Genomic DNA, 16,110 nt, shown 5'->3' on the forward strand with positions numbered 1-16,110 from the left:
AAAGTCATTTTACCATATCGCAAATAGTCTCTTTATATTCTTCAGTTCCTTCTTTACCGTATCCGCCTTCTCAAGGGCATAATCCTGATAGGTCTTGACTACCAGTCCCTTTTTTGTCTCGATGATCTTGACTGCCCCATCCTGATCCGTCCTGTAGATGCGTGCTCCTGACAAGGCATCGAGCATCTCAGGCCGCGGATGTCCGAAAGCGTTGTCCCTTCCTGCTGATATAACGGCAATCGAGGGCGATATCGCAAAGAGAACGTTCTCATGAACAGACGACCTCCCCCCATGATGGGGGACCTTCAGGACATCGCTTCTGAGCCGTATGCCGAGATTTGAGAGATCTTCCTCTGCCTCCTCCTCAACATCTCCGGCAAAGAGGATAGAAGAGATCTTGCCGTTAAGTTTAAGGACCATCGAGGAATTGTTATCTTCAACAAAATCATTTCCTTCCAGCGTGTAAAATTCAGGATATGGATGAAGCACCTCAATCCTGTAGTTCTTGCCCTCCGCAATATCTCCCCGCTCAAGAGTTTGGTGCTTCGCAGACAGGATCGTATCGTCAGGGTACTCAATGCGACCGCTGTCCCAAAGCTCCTTTACCGTGAACTGCTTCAAAATGCGCTCCATGCCGCCCGTATGGTCAGGATGGGAATGGGTAATGACAAGGGCATCGACGTTTCTTTTGCCGATATAGTTGAGGAAATGCGCCGTTTCATATCCGCTTCTGCCGGTATCCACTACCATCACCTTCCCGTCAGGAAGTTCTGCAACAGCGGAATCTCCCTGCCCCACGTCGATGAAGGTTACGCTGAGATCCTTCGTTGAAAATACACTGATTATCAGATAAAGCAGAAATGGCAGGAAAGGCAGCAGAAGCAAACGCTTCCTTCTCCCCCAGGCGAGATAACAGAAAAACCCGGCATAGAAGAAGACGACCAGTGCCAGGGGAAATGCAGGTATCTTTATATCAGCAAACGGTATCTTCGCCATCAGCCTCACAAGCCGGAGAGAAAGATCCGTTGTCAGACCGACCAGAGGTGCAAAGATATAATAGCCGGTGAGCAGATACGCAAATGACGAGACAAGGGCCAGGGGCAGGACAACAAATCCGATCAGCGGGGCAGCGATCAGATTCGAAAGAGGGGAGATAAGAGAAACATAATGGAAGTGATATGCCACAAGCGGCGCCGTACCCGCCGTAGCGGTCAGCGTCAGTTTCAGGGAACTTTTGGCAAATTCCAGAAGCTTATTCGCAGCAGCGATCTCTTGCGGCCTGTCAGTTTCCCCCGTGCGCTGCACAGCAAACCCGATACATAAAACTGCGATGAATGAAAGCTGGAAGGTCAGTGTCATAATGACTGCCGGGTCCCAAAGAACAATCGCAAAGGCTGCGAGAAGGACTGTATTGAGCCAAAATCCCTTTCTGCCTATCAGAAGACCGAGGAGAAAAAGACTGATCATCACAAAGGACCTGACCGCTGGGACACTCCCTCCTGAAATGCCCAGATAGAGCACCATGAGCGGAAGACAGATCACTGCGGCAACCTGTCTCGGGCTCACGGACAAGGTCAACCGCTGAAAAACAGTATATGGCAGCCTCCTGATCAGAAACAGGCAAAGGGTAAAGATAACGACTGACAAAAGGCCGAAGTGAGTGCCTGAAATACTGAGGATATGGGCAAGACCTGTTGCATTGAAGGCATTCTTCTGATCTTCATCAAAATGAACCTCTCCAATAGTTACTGCCGAAATAAAATCAGCACTATCCTTGTCGAAACGCCCCATAAGGTAATCATGCAGGGAAGCCCGCGACCGTTCGAAGATATTCCCGAAAACACTTTTGCCTTCTTCCTGCCCCATAACCCCGATAACGCGTGCAGCGAGAGAAACCCTTCCGTTGCTGCCGGGGTTCAGGCGGCTTCTGTCCTTTCGCGTTTCAACAAGAAGCTCATAGGTATCGTCCGTATCGAACTCGTCATCGGCACGAAGCCTGATCGTCTCACCCTCCAGGGACCCGATCTCCTGGCCTGTCTCTCCATCAACGGCCTGTTCGACCACAAAGTTCTGCATGGCAGGAGCAGATGGAGGTGCTGCGCTCCCGGGAAGAAATCTGCCTGTTATCTCCATTTTCCTGTTCCAGGGCTGCGGTACCTGTTCCGCAAGAGGCGCTCTGAATTGCGCATAGACGATACCCATGACGACAATAATGATCCATATGCTTTTTTTCTCTTTGATAAGCCAGGCAGCAGAGCCAAGAAAAAAAAGAATACTGCAGAAGAAAAAATACCGGGAGATGAAAAACAGGATCGTGCCGGAAAGAAAACTCAGCAGGAAGGGCATCAGGCCATCTTTTCTTTGATTACCTTTGCAATGTTGCTGCCAAGCCTTTGGATCTCCTTCAGGCTCTCACCTTCAAGCATGACGCGTATCTTGGGCTCAGTGCCCGAGGCCCTGACAAGCACCCTGCCTTTGCCTGCCAGAGTTTCCTCAGCCTGCTGCACCGCACGTACTACAGCGGGAACGGAGCGGAAATCGTGCCTCTTTTCGATCTCAACATTGATCAGCACCTGAGGGAAAAGTTTTACGGGCGATGCCAGTTTCGAAAGCGGCAGATCTCTCGCCTTCATCAAATCCAGCACCTGGACAGCGGTGATCGGACCGTCACCGGTCGTATTGTGATCGAGAAAGATAATATGGCCCGACTGCTCACCGCCGAAATTATAGTCACCATCCCGCATCTTCTCCACAACATAACGGTCGCCGACCTTTGTCCTGACAAGACTGATATCCTGTTTCTTCAGAAAGATCTCAAGGCCGATATTGCTCATGACCGTTGCAACAACCGTGTTTCTTCTGAGGCCTCCCTGGGCAGCCATCTCGGCAGCACACATGCCCATAATCTGGTCGCCGTCAACGAGCCTGCCCTTTTCGTCGCAGAGAAGCACCCGGTCTGCGTCACCGTCGTGGGCAATGCCGATATCGGCCTTGTTCTTTATTACAGCCTTTACCAGATCGTTCGTATACAGGGAGCCGCAGTTGTCGTTAATATTTGTGCCGTTTGGGTGGTCGTGAATCGATATCACTTCGGCGCCCAGTTCGCGCAGAAGCCAGGGGGTCGTCTTGTATGCAGAACCGTTGGCGCAGTCCACAACCACTTTCATGCCTTCCAGCGTGACCCCTTTTCTCAGCGTTGACTTGATGTATTCGATATATCTCCCGGTTGCATCATCGAGTCTGAAGGCCTTGCCGACGTGTTCACCCTTTGCCCGGTACCGCTCAAGGCCGTCATCTTTCACCATGGCCTCGATCCTGGCCTCAAGGGAATCGGGAAGCTTGAACCCATTGTAGGAGAAAAACTTTATACCGTTGTCATAAAAAGGATTATGCGATGCAGAGATCACTACGCCTGCATCGATCCGGAGGGCACGCGTCAGGAATGCTATGCCCGGCGTCGGAAGCGGGCCTACAAGCGTCACATTCATGCCCATGGAGCAGATGCCGGAGGTAAGAGCGCTTTCGATCATATAACCGGAAAGCCGTGTATCCTTGCCGATGAGGACCATGTTCCTGCCGTGGTGCTCCTTCTTCAGCACAATCGCGGCTGCCATGCCAACCCTCAGGGCTATCTCAGGAGTTATGGGATATTTGTTCACCTTGCCCCGCATGCCGTCAGTGCCGAACAGCTTCATCTCTTTTTCTCCGCAACGGTTATCTTCACTTTCACTTTCGAAATATCGGGTTTTACGTTCGTCCCTGACGTATCAAGATCAAGTTCTTCAGTCCTGGTGCCCGAAATATGCGACATGTCAAACGGTTCAGTCCTGACCATATCGATTTTTCTCAACTCTGACTTCAGTCCTTTAATAACCGCAACCCGCGGTTCAACAATAATCGTAGTTACCACCCCCTTCTCAGGCAGGCCCAATAACTGCGGCCGGACAGGGACAGTCTTTTGCGCTATCTCTTCCAGCTTTACCCTTACGGAAGGAGGAGCGACATTCGTCACGGTCATGGCAAAGGGGAGTTTCACGTCTTCTTTATTTACCGGATAGACCGCCTCGCCGGGCTTTGCCCTGCCCAAATCCAGAAAAACCCTGAGGTCAGAGGCGTTGAGATTCTTCATGAAGCGCTCCTGACCTCGTATGGTGAGCGTTACCGCCTTGGCAGTGCTGCCGGCAATGCCGAGTTCAGCAGGGATATCCTTGAACTCAAGCGGCGCCTCAAGCGATATTTCAGACTGTCCCTGGGATGTGACAAAAAACCAGAGGAAGACGGCTATCAGCACCGCCGAAACTTTAAGCCCTATATTCTCAAAAATACGATGTTTCACTTCTTGGCCTTTTTGCTCGCAAATATATCCGTCAGCATATCTCTCAGCGTCCCCATATCAAGTCTGCCTTCTATCTTGCCGTCCAGAACAATGGAGATCTGACCGGTCTCCTCGGACACAATGACCGCCACCGCATCCGTATCTTCCGTAAGACCGATACCGGCCCTGTGGCGTGTGCCAAAGGACTTGCTTACTTCAGCGCTCAGGGTAATCGGCAGAAAACATCCGGCCGCAGCAATCCTGTTGCCTTTGATGATAACAGCGCCGTCATGGATCGGCGACGACGGATGAAAAATGCTCAGAAGAAGCTCCCGGGAGACCTTGGCATCAAGGGGCGTGCCGACTTCAATGAAGTCCTTGAGGCTCGTCTCCCGCTCGATGACAATAAGTGCGCCGATCTTTTTGTTTGCAAGCGAAACCGCAGCCCTGACAATCTCCTCATGGGAACGCAGCTCCTCGGCAGTGGTAAATGAGGTCAGAAATTGCGTTTCACCCATATGGGCCAGAGCCTTGCGTATCTCCGGCTGAAACAGGACGATGATGGCCAGGACGATCTGTGCCCAGAAGCTCTGGACGAGCCAGTCTATGGTAAACAGCTCAAGATGGCGGGAGGCAATGGAAGCAACGAGCAGAACACCGAGCCCAAGCAGCATCTGGACAGCCTTTGTCCCCTTGATGATCAGGAGAAGGCGATAGAGGATCATTGACATCACAAGGATGTCAAGGATGTCAAGAATCCAGCGATGCTGTCTCAGGAGTTCAATCATTGTATAAAAGAGCCTGCCTCTGCGATGAAGATGGCATATTATATATTATGCCCTGCATAAAATTACAGAAGGGCGGCCGGTGTGATGCATAAATCCCTGTCCTGCTGGAGTAATAAGGGATAAAGCATCCACACATTTGACAAGACAGGAAACAATAAGGTATTTTATAGGTCTGACGCGGGGCGGAGGAGCCTGGTAGCTCGTCGGGCTCATAACCCGAAGGTCAGAGGTTCAAATCCTCTCCCCGCCACCAATTAAAATCAAGGGTCTGCAGAAATGCAGGCCTTTTTTTTGTATGCAAAGCCTTTTGCAGCGGGCTGCGTCTTTAAAACTTTCCTGTCAGTGAGTCGCTACGGCCGCGTTATCACTATTGCAGGTTATAGATAAAAGCATTTTTTGTCGTATGGCATGTATCAACCTGTCCATCGGACGATCAAGGAATCTAACGCGCCGGCCCCTTTGCTGCCGGACATACGGTAAGCCGGTTTTTCCCTGCAGCCTTGCTGGCGTACATCGCTTCATCTGCCTTGAGCATAACCGCCCTGACATCTTCTCCGTCTTTGGGAAATGACGCTATGCCGGCCGAGATAGTCGAGGAAAGCTCCTTCCCGTGATATAAAAGCGGGGTGTCGGCAAACGATCTGACGATCCTTTCGACCGCTACGCATGCCAGGTCTGCTGACGTTTCGCTGAAGAGAATAATGAACTCGTCTCCTCCGTAGCGGGCAACAATGTCTGTGGCACGAACATTCCTGCCGATCATATCCCCCATATGCCGTATCAGCTCAGTACCGGCCATATGCCCGTTGGCGTCATTGATCTTCTTCAGGTTGTCGGCATCGAGCATGCATACTGAAAACTCCCGGTTGTACCTTTTGGCAAGGGCTTCCTGGGTTTTTGCGAGGCCCGCAAAACTCCGCATATTATTGAAGCCTGTTATTTCGTCCGTCATGGAAAGCCGCTCTACTTCTTTGCGCGCGTGCTCGGTCTCGCCTGCGAGCATCGCACCCAGATGTGCTATCAGCATGAACGGAAACAGCTGAAGAAGACTTTCCAAAATACTGCTCCTGCCCAAAAAAGCAACGTTCTCCTGAACTGCAAGATAGGTATAGGAGGTGACGGTAAGTGCCGCCATTAAATAGGTTACCCTCTTTCCCTGCGTCAGTGCTGCAGCCATCAGCCCGAGATACAGCAGTGAAATAAAGGGACTGGCGGTCATGCCCGTAAACCAGCTGACCGCAATGGTAAAGAGGAGAAATATGATCAGGTCGATAAAAGTCTTGGCCCTTCCGTAAAATCCATGGCGAAGACTGTACCGGGCAAGGGCATTATAGATGAACAGAAGGATGCAGATAACTGCCAGGGGAAAGCTGCTGGAATCATCGCGGCTCAGCAGTTTGATATCAAGTGCAACGATAGCGATCAGGAGCCAGGCAATGTTCCCGATAATCCTGTCATACCCTTTATACCGAAGAGTATCTGATGGCAGATTTTCAATGCCTGCGGTCGTTTGATCCAAACATGCCTCCTTAGATAACGATCCGGAAACACAAGGACAGAGCACCTACTCTATCTTCATCGTAACCAGGATTGAACTGCCCGTAGAATCAGTAACGGTATACGTCACCGTTGCAGCAACAGAACTTGCCGGCACCTCAGCAGAGAACGTCCCCCCGCTTTGAGATACACTTGCCGGGGAAGGCGGATATGTGCTGTTATCTGACAAAACAGCGTATGGGGGGAACCCACCGGTTATCGTGTATAGTGCAGAGCCGCCGGCGGTCATATTGACCGAGGTCGTAGCCGGCTGGACGTCGAGTTTGCTGTTGACAGTTATATCAACAGAACCGATCGGGGCATTGCTGACAGAAGCCGTAACCGTGCACGTGCCTGCCGGGGGAACCGCTGCTGGGGCCGTAAAATCGGCTGTCGCTGCCCCGGAACTGGTGAGAGAAGATGGACTGACGCTTCCGCAGGACGCAGAGAAATTAACCGCAGTACCATCCGGGACAGGTTCTCCGCTGCTGCCTCTTACATAGGTGGCAATGACTGATTTACTGCCTGCAACGACAGCTGCAGGCGTAGCCGTTATGGAAGAATTCGTAGGAGAGGCAATAAATACGGAAAGTGTCGTCCGGCCTACGGTCACAGAATCAATAACCGCGGTTACCGCGCATTGAGTGTCCGTGGAGACAACGGGCGCCTTAAATGTCGCTTTGGCAACTCCTGCAAGCGTCGTAGAAGACAGCGTGACGGTGCCGCAGGTGGAGGAGTAGAAAACTACGGTGCCGTCAGGCACATAGGTATCCATATTGGTCTTTGCCACGACCGTAATCAATGACTGCGCTCCGACAAAAACATCCTCGGGAGTCGCTGATATGGCTGAGGCGGCGGATGAGACCGTGACAGGGCGGAGATGCAGGAGGAGGGCATTTTTTACAGACCCTTCGGCAGCGGCGATACTGACCGTTGTCGTGACATTTCGAAGGACAGCCGGTGTTACCTTCACCAGCATGAATGCCTCGCCCCTGCTGTCTGTAGTAACGGCAGCTCCCAGAGGGAACGTCACCTCAGTGCTGTCGGAACTGAAGGCGATAGACTTTCCCTGAAGTGCCTGGCCGTCCTTGGCTTTATACACAACCTTAAGGGACACCTGTGTGTCCCGGCTATTTTGAAGAAGGGTAACGTCCTCAGGTTCGTTGAAAATCCCGTTATTATTCTTGTCCGCATACAGACTGATCGTGTCTGTTTTCGTATTCGAATCAGACCCGCATGAAGCAATAAAAAGAAGTGCCAGGACAACTAATATTTTTTTCATTGATTTTCCCCCGCCGCATTTTCAATAATTCTGCTTCAAAATTCCTGTTCCGGCGAACCTTCTGCCCGAACGTTCCTTTTTTAGCACAGGAAGAAAGACAAAGTCAAAAGCGAAATCATGCTCACCTGACTATTTTTCTCACTGCGCTGCCAAGCATCGTCTCCCGGGCTGAAAGAGCGCCATACGGGCATACCTCAATACAGCAGAAACACCGGATACATTTGTCATAATCGAACTTCAAACCTTTGATCAGGGGCTCGATAGCCTTTGCAGGACAGTATCGCCAGCATTCTCCGCAATGTTTGCAGCGTGATGCATCACAGACCGGCCGCTGAACAAGATGCTTTCTCATGAAACCATGAAGCCCCTTTGGCCCAAACACCAGCGGAGACATAGCGGGGAACTGCATCTCCGCAACTGCAGGCAGCTGTCCGTCAATGACTATTTCCCCCGGTACAAGTCCCATGCGTGCCGCCGCTCTGCCGGTAAGAAGCTCCTCATCCCCAATCCCAAGCATCCTGCAGACCACCCTATCAAGCGCCACGGCATCATCACTGGCCATGACGATATCCAGTTCTCTGGGACTTCCGCCCCTCCCCGGGCCCTGACCTTCCATGGCAAGGATGCCGTCAAGGATCGTGATCGCAGGCCTGATTGCTGCATATACGGTGACAAGAAGCTCTGCAAACCTGTCCCTGTCAATGCCGGTCCTGAAATGCCACTCAGGCTTTCTCATCCCGACAATGCAGCCGAACATGTTTTTCACGCCAAGGGTCAGGAGCATCTGGGTATGTGTCTTAAGCTTGGGAAGATTGATAACAATATCAGCATTCATTACATCAGCAGCGATTTCGATCTTCTGAAACGGCGGACCAACCGTCACGAAAACGGATTCCGTAAAGGGCCGGCAGTCAACAGGCAGCCCCTTCAGCGCGGCAGCAATGCCGCTGTCTCTCATAACTTTGTCAAAGGTCCCCATGGCAGGGCTGTCAGATACCTGCGGAAGGCCACCCTGCTCAAGCACATACTCCACAACTGCCCTGATTACCAGGGGATGGGTGATCATGGCCCTTTCGGGTGCAGCAGGAGCAAGAAGATTCGGCTTAATGAGGACACGGCTGTTCTTTCGGATGCCGCCGCGCTCAAGCGAACTGATGAGCTCGAAAAGAAGCGGTTTCAGCGTCTCATAGGTGTACGCCGTCTTCCTGACAAGGACTCTGGCCAAGGGCTGGCTAAACGGTCTTTACCGGCAGCTTTTGTGACAGGCGGACCGTAAACGTAGTGCCTTTGCCCGGCTCGCTCTCCACGTCTATCCTGCCGCCGTGGTCCTGTATGATGCGATAGCTGATCGAAAGGCCAAGGCCGGTCCCCTTCTCCTTCTTGGTCGAAAAGAACGGTTCGAAGATACGATTTCTGACCTCGCTTGAAATACCCTGGCCTGTATCAGAGAAGCTGATCATGATATACTCGCCCATGGTGAACGTCCTGACGGTAATACTGCCGCCCTCAGGCATCGCATGGATGGCATTGGTAATTATGTTCAGGAAGACCTGCTTCAACTGGTCAACATCCCCTGTTGTCATCGGGACGTCGCCGTATTGCTCCGTCACTCTGACCTTGCCCATGCGCGTCTGCGAAGAAGAAAAGACAATAACTTCCCTGACGACGACATTGATATCCACTTCAGTCAGTTGAAGCGGCTTCTTTCGTGCAAACCCCAGCAGCTGTTTTACAATGTCCCTGGCGCGGAGTGACTCCTTCTCGATTATGTCGAGACTCTTCCGTATGGATTCAATGTCATCGTCTTCCCTGGAAAGCTCGGCAAAGCCGATAATGCTGGTAAGAGGATTATTGATCTCGTGGGCAACGTTCGAGGCAAGCTCTCCAATGGCCGCCAGCTTTGCCGATTGAATAAGCTGCTCCTGGGTTTCTCTGAGTTCTGCCATCTTATTTTGGAGATTTCGGTAGAGGTCCGCGTTCTCCATGGCAACTGCCATATGGTTTGCAAGAATAATAAGGATCTTGGCATCCTCATCCGTGAAAGAGCCGTTTTTGCCGGAGACACGTATCGCACCGAGGATCTTTTCCTTGGTCAAAAGCCAGGCAAGCATCATATTCCGCTCCTGTTCCTCTTCCGGAACAAGCGCTCTGAACTGTGCAACATGGCCGGCATCGTTAATGACAACAGGCCGGCCCTCTGATTTCTGATACAGGTCAACGACTTTTTCAAGAGGCATCCGCATTGCCGTCCGTAAACCCTCAGAGACCTGCTGTGCAGAAGCAAATGGCGCAAAGATCTTCTGTTTTTCATCAAAGAGCAGGAGGATCGTCTGGTTCACCTTCAGGATATCGGCGATATTGGAGCAGACTTCCTGGAATGCCTGCTCCATTTCAAATATGTCGTAAAATGAAAGCGTTACCCTGTACAGGCCTGACAGCTGTTCAATGTAATGGTCTGTTTTGTCATGCTCTTCCTGCAGCGCGCTGCTCATGGCATTGAAACTGTTTGCAACCTCGCCGAATTCAGTATTGTCCCTGTACCCGGTCTTATACCCGAGTTTCCCTGAGGCGATCATTCTGGCAGCGTTTACGAGTTCATATACAGGCCGCGTTATCTGCCTGGTGAGCATTACGGCAATAAAAAAAGCCAGCACAAAAGATACGATTAGGGTGACGATCAGGATAAGCCTTGATTTGCTGATGGCATTAAGGGCCTCAATCGTACGGCCCCTCAAGGTCTTGTCCGCAATCGTGGCCATTTCCTGTGTTTTTGAAAGAAGGGAATCTCCAATGCTCACCGCGACCATTTTGAGCCGCTCTATCCTCTCCTCGTTCGCCGTGCTGGTCACCAGATAGCTGATCGCATTCTCATACTGTTCCACCATACTGTGCACATTATTCAACCGGTCGGTCATCTCGGGGTTGTGATGACATTTCAGGCAGTTCCGGATAGACTCATCCATGGCAGTTACATTGTCCACGATCGTGTCCAGTTCCTTGCCGAAGACCGTTCCCGTAGCGTAGAGATTCGACTGTACATTCTGGACATTGATCACAAAGCTCTGCCGTATAATCTCTATCCGGTGAAGGTTGATAACAGACTCGAGGTCCCGGGAAATCCGGTAGGTATAATGCATGGAAAGCCCGGCTCCCAACGTAAACAGTAGAAACAGCAATGAGAGCGAGTATAAAAGACGTTTCTTCATCGGTATTTATACGTCTTCACTATAATGCCGGCCTTCTGCACAACTTCATAAAAAGGCCTGAAATCACTCTTTCTGGCCTCGATAAACATCTGTGCTTCGAGTTTTTTCAGGACCTCTTTCCCCTCGGCATTCCTGTCCATTTCAACAAGGATTGTGCGGATTTGTGAACGGATGGCTGCCGGGAGATCCTTTCTCAGAAAAAGCGTGGCGTCAGGGAATTCACGCGACTTCGCGATGATCGTCAGTTCCTCTTTCATGCCGGGGTCCTTTTTAAGCAGCTGGTTGAAGATTCTGCTCTTGGCAGTCCCGATGTCAGCCCTGCCGTCAAGCACCGCATAAATCGTTGAACCGTGGCTCCCCGTAAAAGAGATATCCGAAAAGAATGTCCGGATATCCTTTACGCCGTGTTCCCTGATAAAGGAAAGGGCATACAGATAGCCGGTAACCGTTACCTTGTCCACAAAGGCTATCCTCCGGCCTTTCATGTCCGCAATGCTCCGGATATTACTGTCCTTTCTGGCAAAGATATAACTCTGTACTGCGGACGTGCCGTCGAGGCTGACAGGATGCACGATCGGTTCAGCATCGAGGTGCTCCATTGCGAGAACTCCGGTAAAAACACCGAAAAAAGCCCCATCCATCCGGCGAGACATAAACCGGTCCAGAACGTCACCATACCGGGAAAGAATGGTAAACCTGACCTTTATCCCAAGCTTCTTTGAGAGATATTCCGCAAGCGGACGATGCCTGTCCATCTGCTTAAATATATTTTCTTCGGGAATAAGGCCGATGAGAATCTCGTCTTCCGCGCTTGCCAGCCCGGCATAGGCGAGAAACACCAGAGGAAAAGCCAGGAGAATTATCCAATATCGCCAGTTCATTTTATCAGCCGCGTAGCCTCGGTTACGAGGTCCATCGGCAATTTCCAGCCCATATTGGTGGCTTCCCTGAAATTAAATATCAGCTCAACGTTATGGGCTGTTTCTACCCTGATCTTTTCAGGTGGAGTTCTCTCGAGGATCTTAATAACTTTTTCCGCAGTCTTTTCGCCCTGTTCAACAGGACTTACGGCCAGGGTTACAACGGCGCGGGAATCCCTTCCGAGCATGAACGGAGCAAGCGGCACCTTCCGTTCTTTGGCAAATTCACTGATCGCCGGCATTGCCATATGCGCAATAGAACTTCCGGTAAGCAGCAAGGCATCAGCCTTTATGCCGCCGAGTTTTGCACCGGCGTCCTGATGTCTCTTCAGATTAACCCCTTCGGTCCTGATGCCATACTGTCCTGCGAGTTTCGCAATCTCACTGAACTGTGCAACCGAATCTTCCTCGTTAGAACTGTAGATAACGCCAAGCGTCGTTATCTGCTTCAATTCCCTCAAATACCTGAGCAGACTCGAAATAGAAAGCTTGACGTTGGTCCCGGTGCTGTTCCTCATTTTAAGCTGAGATATGAACGGCTCGTATACAGAAGCATAGACCATAGGGATCTTCGTCTGTTCATGCAGCACCGAAACAACTGCAGGGGCCCCGTACACAACAATGACGTCCACATCGGTAGCAATAAGCTTTCTGGCGGCATTACTCAGGGAAATGGCATCGGGATACGGCTTCTGGACGATCACTTCGGTAATGGCAGAGATTCCTTCCCTGCCGAGACGGGACATAAATGCCTGATGAAGCTCCTGGTAATACGGGATGTCGCCGGTCATAATAACACCGATCGTGTTTTCCGCAGCATAACAGGCAGGGGGAAGAACCAGGAATACCAGCAGGAGTATTCCGGAAAGCAGAGAGACCATATTTTTCTTAATCACAAACATGCATTCCTTCTCATGAGAGAACAATTTGTATTATATATATCAGCTTTTTCCGGGGCTGTAAATAATAATCCCGCCATCCACATATGCTTGGGCCGGTTTTATGGTAAACAGCGCTGCATCGATTACATCTTCAGTGCAGATGTAATAATACTATAGACGGCAAGAAGAAAAAAGCCTGCGTATCCTGACAGGGCAGTCAACGATAGTCTTTTCTGTATCCCCGGAACAAAACTTCGCATGCTGCTGACCTTTGTAAACGGCTGGAGCAGACCGACACCCAGGCCGGAAATAACCCCCGTAAAAAGCGTCATATAAAACGGATATCCGATATAGGCATATTCCTTCTTGAAGATGCAGAAGGGGCAGTGATGTGTAGGAAGTTCGTAAATGTACAGCACAACGACATGCACCAGGAACCATGCGGCTGTCACGAAGCCAAGCAGGCTGAAGGCCGAAAAAAGATACGCGCCCTTCCCCCTCCGGTACAGCAGAAGTCCGGACATGCCTGTGCCTGCCATCGCCGTATAAAACAGCAGTTTCATCGGAACTGGGGGTACCACATACAAAAGAGGAAGCGCATCCCTCCCCTCTTTACTGAAGAGGCTGCCGCAGCAGGAGGTTATTACCTCGGCCTCAAGGCTCAGGAAATACCGTGTCTGGAGAAAGGTCTCGGCAAGCACAAAAGGGGTGATGAAAAGGAGCAGAAGATATTTTTTCCGTATGAGCGGATAGTCATAGGCCTTGTTATCGGCATGGTTCAGGATCAGCCAAAGGCCGGCAAAGATAAAGGTAAGCAGCTTCAGGACAAAGGTGGGATACCCGTAGCTGTTGACATTGAGCGTTCCGGCAGCACACATTGCCCCCACAAAAAGACTGCACAGACTGTCGGCAGTATAGATAAAAAGAAAGAGGGAGACGAGCTGGAACCCAAAGACATAGGACATAATGGTCGATATGAGATACGTTCGCTTTTCGAGGCCGAGCTGCTCCTCGCTGCCCGATTGCAGATCCCATCTTCTGATGATCCGGCTGCCGAACCAGGAAGAATATAGAAGCATGGCCGAGGCCATGAATGACCCGGCAAGAAGCGCAAGTATCGCAGGGTGGAGAATCATGAATAAAACAGATGCCCAATGGCTGCGGCGAAACGACGATCCGTGAGGGCATGCCCGTCATCGGATCTCGGCAAGTCAGGACTCCTGAGCTTCATGGCACGATCTTCCCGTCACGCATCTCAACAATCCTGTCCACCAGAGAGGAGTCATACACAATGGGGTCATGGCTTGCAATGATGATCGTCCGGCCTTCCCGGTGAAGCCCTGCCATGATCTCCATAAACTCTCCCGAAAGCTTTGTATCAAGATGGGCAGTGGGTTCGTCAGCGATAAGGATAGACGGGTTGTTGATAAGGGCACGCGCTATGGCAACCCGTTGGGCCTCCCCGCCTGAAAGCCACTCCGCCTTCGAGGCTGACTTATCGGCGAGATTGAACATGGCCAGAAGGCTCATCGCCCTTCCCTTGAGCGCGCTGTACCGTTCCCCCTTCGGATAGGCAGGTATCATCACATTCTCAAGCGCCGTTATACCCCGGATAAGGTTGAACTGCTGGAAGATAAAACCGAAGGTTTCCCCGCGGACTGCAGTCAGAAAACGCTCGGGAAGACTCGTTATCTCCCGGGCATTGAAATGTATCCTGCCGGCCGTAGGCCGCGTCATACAGCCGATAATGCTGAGCAGCGTAGTCTTGCCGGAACCGCTCGGCCCCTTGAGCACCGTCACCTTTGAAGACTCGATCGACAGGCTGGCATCAACTACCGCGGCGAGCTCATTCGGTCTGCCCTGATTGAAAACCTTTCTGATGTTCTCAAGAACGATCATTGATCAATTATATGCCACACAGGTCATATCAGTCTCTGCCGTTGCCTTTTTCTCATCCCGGATCACGGTCTTTTCAGGTCCTCATGACCGAATCAGGGTCCACAATGGCAGCCCTCCAGGTAGGGATTATGGTAGCCGTCGTATAGGGGACTACGGTAAGAAAAAAAAGAGTGGCCACCTGATATGCGTTGATATACGGCACAAGCCTGAACTGGGGATACAGCACGGCCCACCCTTTGAGCACAGGCTCGAATAATACCGCTGAGCTGAAGAAGACATGCAGATAGGCGAATATTATGCCGGTCAGAAATGACGTAAGCGATATGACCGTGCCTTCCCAGAACTTCATCAGTATAACGTCAGCCGTCTCCCAGCCTGTTGCCTTGAGAATGCCGATCTCTTTCCTCTCCTCGGCGCTCAGTCCGGAGGCCTTGTCCCAGGCAAAAATGATAAAAGCCAGCAAAGCGCCCGAGAAGATAACGAGCATAATCCCGCCCCGCCAGTCAAAGATCGTATCATATGTCCTGATAATCTCTTCGCGGATAATAGGCCGGGTGTCCGGGAACTCTTTCTTTATCTTGCCTGCAATGGTCACGACTTCCTGGGGATTGCCTACGGTCACGGCAAGATCGGTCACCATCATTTTCGGTATGCCGAAGAGCCCCCGGAAATCCTGCTCTGACATGAGCACAAGATCAGACGTTACCAGTTCTGACTCGGAAGATAACAACTCACTGATCCTAAAACTCGTAAGCCGGCCGTCTATGCCGAAAAAAGGCATAATATTGCCTTCCTCAGTGACCGCAGACCTCGATACCCCCTGACCAACCGCGATCTCTCCCTGCTGATATTTGAATTCGGGAGGGACCATCAGCGTGTAGTTTGCCCTGAAAAGCGGGTCATAGTAATATCCCCACAGCCTTCCTTCCACACTGCTGACGCCCGTGATCTTCTTTATCCCATCCCGATATTTCAGGTCCATCAGATCATGCCTGCCTGCAACCATCCGCTGGACAACGATCTCGGGCGCATCCTTGAGTATGAGCATCGCCTCTTTCCTGATGGCATGGGTAAAAAACATGGTTGAGGCAAGTACAAAAACCACAACTGCGTACACAAAGGCAAGGGCAGCGTTCTTACCCTTCCTCCTCAAAAGAGACGAAAGGGTAAAGTCCAGAATATTTTTCTGTTTGTCGATCCAGGCCATTTTGGAACTATCCTCTATTGCACGTTCTCTGCCGAACGTTTTTTTATTGTCCGTTCTTCAGCGTGACAGTCCGCCT

General features: G+C 51.2%; 13 protein-coding genes and 1 tRNA gene. 1 reads left to right on the forward strand and 13 read right to left on the reverse strand.

Translation table 11 applies throughout. The annotated features are described in order from the left end of the window. Positions 1-9: 9 nt before the first annotated feature. Genes HZB31_09725 through HZB31_09740 form a run of 4 tightly spaced genes read right to left on the reverse strand, consistent with a single transcriptional unit; the run spans position 10 to position 5,103 of the window. Complete coding sequence (locus HZB31_09725) at positions 10-2,346, reverse strand: DNA internalization-related competence protein ComEC/Rec2 (GenBank protein ID MBI5848208.1); 2,337 nt, start codon at positions 2,344-2,346, stop codon at positions 10-12. Continuing rightward, positions 2,346-3,695, reverse strand: coding sequence for a phosphoglucosamine mutase (locus HZB31_09730; GenBank protein MBI5848209.1), 1,350 nt, complete (start codon positions 3,693-3,695; stop codon positions 2,346-2,348). Before HZB31_09730 ends, HZB31_09725 begins: the two co-directional genes overlap by 1 nt. Next, on the reverse strand, positions 3,692-4,336 hold the full coding sequence (locus HZB31_09735; protein MBI5848210.1) for a hypothetical protein: 645 nt from the start codon (positions 4,334-4,336) through the stop codon (positions 3,692-3,694). Before HZB31_09735 ends, HZB31_09730 begins: the two co-directional genes overlap by 4 nt. Then, entirely contained in the window at positions 4,333-5,103 is a 771-nt protein-coding gene (locus HZB31_09740) for a TIGR00159 family protein (GenBank protein MBI5848211.1), read from the reverse strand. Before HZB31_09740 ends, HZB31_09735 begins: the two co-directional genes overlap by 4 nt. Before the next feature lie 176 nt (positions 5,104-5,279). On the opposite strand from HZB31_09740, the gene HZB31_09745 reads away from it, so the two are divergent. After that, positions 5,280-5,356 (forward strand) — tRNA-Met (locus tag HZB31_09745). A gap of 189 nt (positions 5,357-5,545) precedes the next feature. On the opposite strand, the gene HZB31_09750 is transcribed toward HZB31_09745, so the two are convergent. The 9 genes from HZB31_09750 to HZB31_09790 form a co-directional block, all read right to left on the reverse strand. Continuing rightward, positions 5,546-6,601, reverse strand: a complete 1,056-nt coding sequence (locus HZB31_09750) for a diguanylate cyclase (protein MBI5848212.1) — start codon at positions 6,599-6,601, stop codon at positions 5,546-5,548. A gap of 66 nt (positions 6,602-6,667) precedes the next feature. Beyond that, on the reverse strand, positions 6,668-7,921 hold the full coding sequence (locus HZB31_09755) for a hypothetical protein (protein ID MBI5848213.1): 1,254 nt from the start codon (positions 7,919-7,921) through the stop codon (positions 6,668-6,670). A 121-nt stretch (positions 7,922-8,042) separates the two neighbouring features. After that, positions 8,043-9,146 carry a DUF362 domain-containing protein gene (locus HZB31_09760; protein MBI5848214.1) on the reverse strand — a complete coding sequence of 368 codons (1,104 nt, stop codon included), beginning with the start codon at positions 9,144-9,146 and terminating at the stop codon, positions 8,043-8,045. A 7-nt stretch (positions 9,147-9,153) separates the two neighbouring features. After that, a complete protein-coding gene (locus tag HZB31_09765; protein MBI5848215.1) occupies positions 9,154-11,127 on the reverse strand; it encodes a HAMP domain-containing protein in 1,974 nt (657 codons plus the stop codon). Further along, the gene (locus HZB31_09770) at positions 11,124-12,008 is read right to left on the reverse strand and encodes a phosphate/phosphite/phosphonate ABC transporter substrate-binding protein (GenBank protein MBI5848216.1); all 885 of its coding nucleotides are present in this window, start codon (positions 12,006-12,008) and stop codon (positions 11,124-11,126) included. Before HZB31_09770 ends, HZB31_09765 begins: the two co-directional genes overlap by 4 nt. Continuing rightward, on the reverse strand, positions 12,005-12,949 hold the full coding sequence (locus HZB31_09775; protein ID MBI5848217.1) for a hypothetical protein: 945 nt from the start codon (positions 12,947-12,949) through the stop codon (positions 12,005-12,007). The genes HZB31_09770 and HZB31_09775 overlap by 4 nt, the downstream gene beginning before the upstream one ends. A 122-nt stretch (positions 12,950-13,071) precedes the next feature. Further along, entirely contained in the window at positions 13,072-14,064 is a 993-nt protein-coding gene (locus HZB31_09780) for a hypothetical protein (protein ID MBI5848218.1), read from the reverse strand. Between the two features lie 91 nt (positions 14,065-14,155). After that, positions 14,156-14,827, reverse strand: a complete 672-nt coding sequence (locus HZB31_09785) for an ABC transporter ATP-binding protein (protein MBI5848219.1) — start codon at positions 14,825-14,827, stop codon at positions 14,156-14,158. Between the two features lie 73 nt (positions 14,828-14,900). Next, positions 14,901-16,034: an FtsX-like permease family protein gene (locus HZB31_09790; GenBank protein MBI5848220.1), complete on the reverse strand. Its 1,134-nt coding sequence runs from the start codon at positions 16,032-16,034 to the stop codon at positions 14,901-14,903. Between the last annotated feature and the right edge of the window lie 76 nt (positions 16,035-16,110).

The sequence above is a fragment of the Nitrospirota bacterium genome, assembly GCA_016235245.1.
Lineage (GTDB): Bacteria > Nitrospirota > Thermodesulfovibrionia > Thermodesulfovibrionales > UBA6898 > UBA6898.

Bases quoted from the DNA above. Each gene is read 5' to 3' on its own strand.
- HZB31_09725 (MBI5848208.1), bottom strand. From the start codon at position 2,346: ATGCCCTTCCTGCTGAGTTTTCTTTCCGGCACGATCCTGTTTTTCATC.
- HZB31_09730 (MBI5848209.1), bottom strand. From the start codon at position 3,695: ATGAAGCTGTTCGGCACTGACGGCATGCGGGGCAAGGTGAACAAATAT.
- HZB31_09740 (MBI5848211.1), bottom strand. From the start codon at position 5,103: ATGATTGAACTCCTGAGACAGCATCGCTGGATTCTTGACATCCTTGAC.
- HZB31_09755 (MBI5848213.1), bottom strand. From the start codon at position 7,921: ATGAAAAAAATATTAGTTGTCCTGGCACTTCTTTTTATTGCTTCATGC.
- HZB31_09765 (MBI5848215.1), bottom strand. From the start codon at position 11,127: ATGAAGAAACGTCTTTTATACTCGCTCTCATTGCTGTTTCTACTGTTT.
- HZB31_09770 (MBI5848216.1), bottom strand. From the start codon at position 12,008: ATGAACTGGCGATATTGGATAATTCTCCTGGCTTTTCCTCTGGTGTTT.
- HZB31_09775 (MBI5848217.1), bottom strand. From the start codon at position 12,949: ATGTTTGTGATTAAGAAAAATATGGTCTCTCTGCTTTCCGGAATACTC.
- HZB31_09780 (MBI5848218.1), bottom strand. From the start codon at position 14,064: ATGATTCTCCACCCTGCGATACTTGCGCTTCTTGCCGGGTCATTCATG.
- HZB31_09785 (MBI5848219.1), bottom strand. From the start codon at position 14,827: ATGATCGTTCTTGAGAACATCAGAAAGGTTTTCAATCAGGGCAGACCG.
- HZB31_09790 (MBI5848220.1), bottom strand. From the start codon at position 16,034: ATGGCCTGGATCGACAAACAGAAAAATATTCTGGACTTTACCCTTTCG.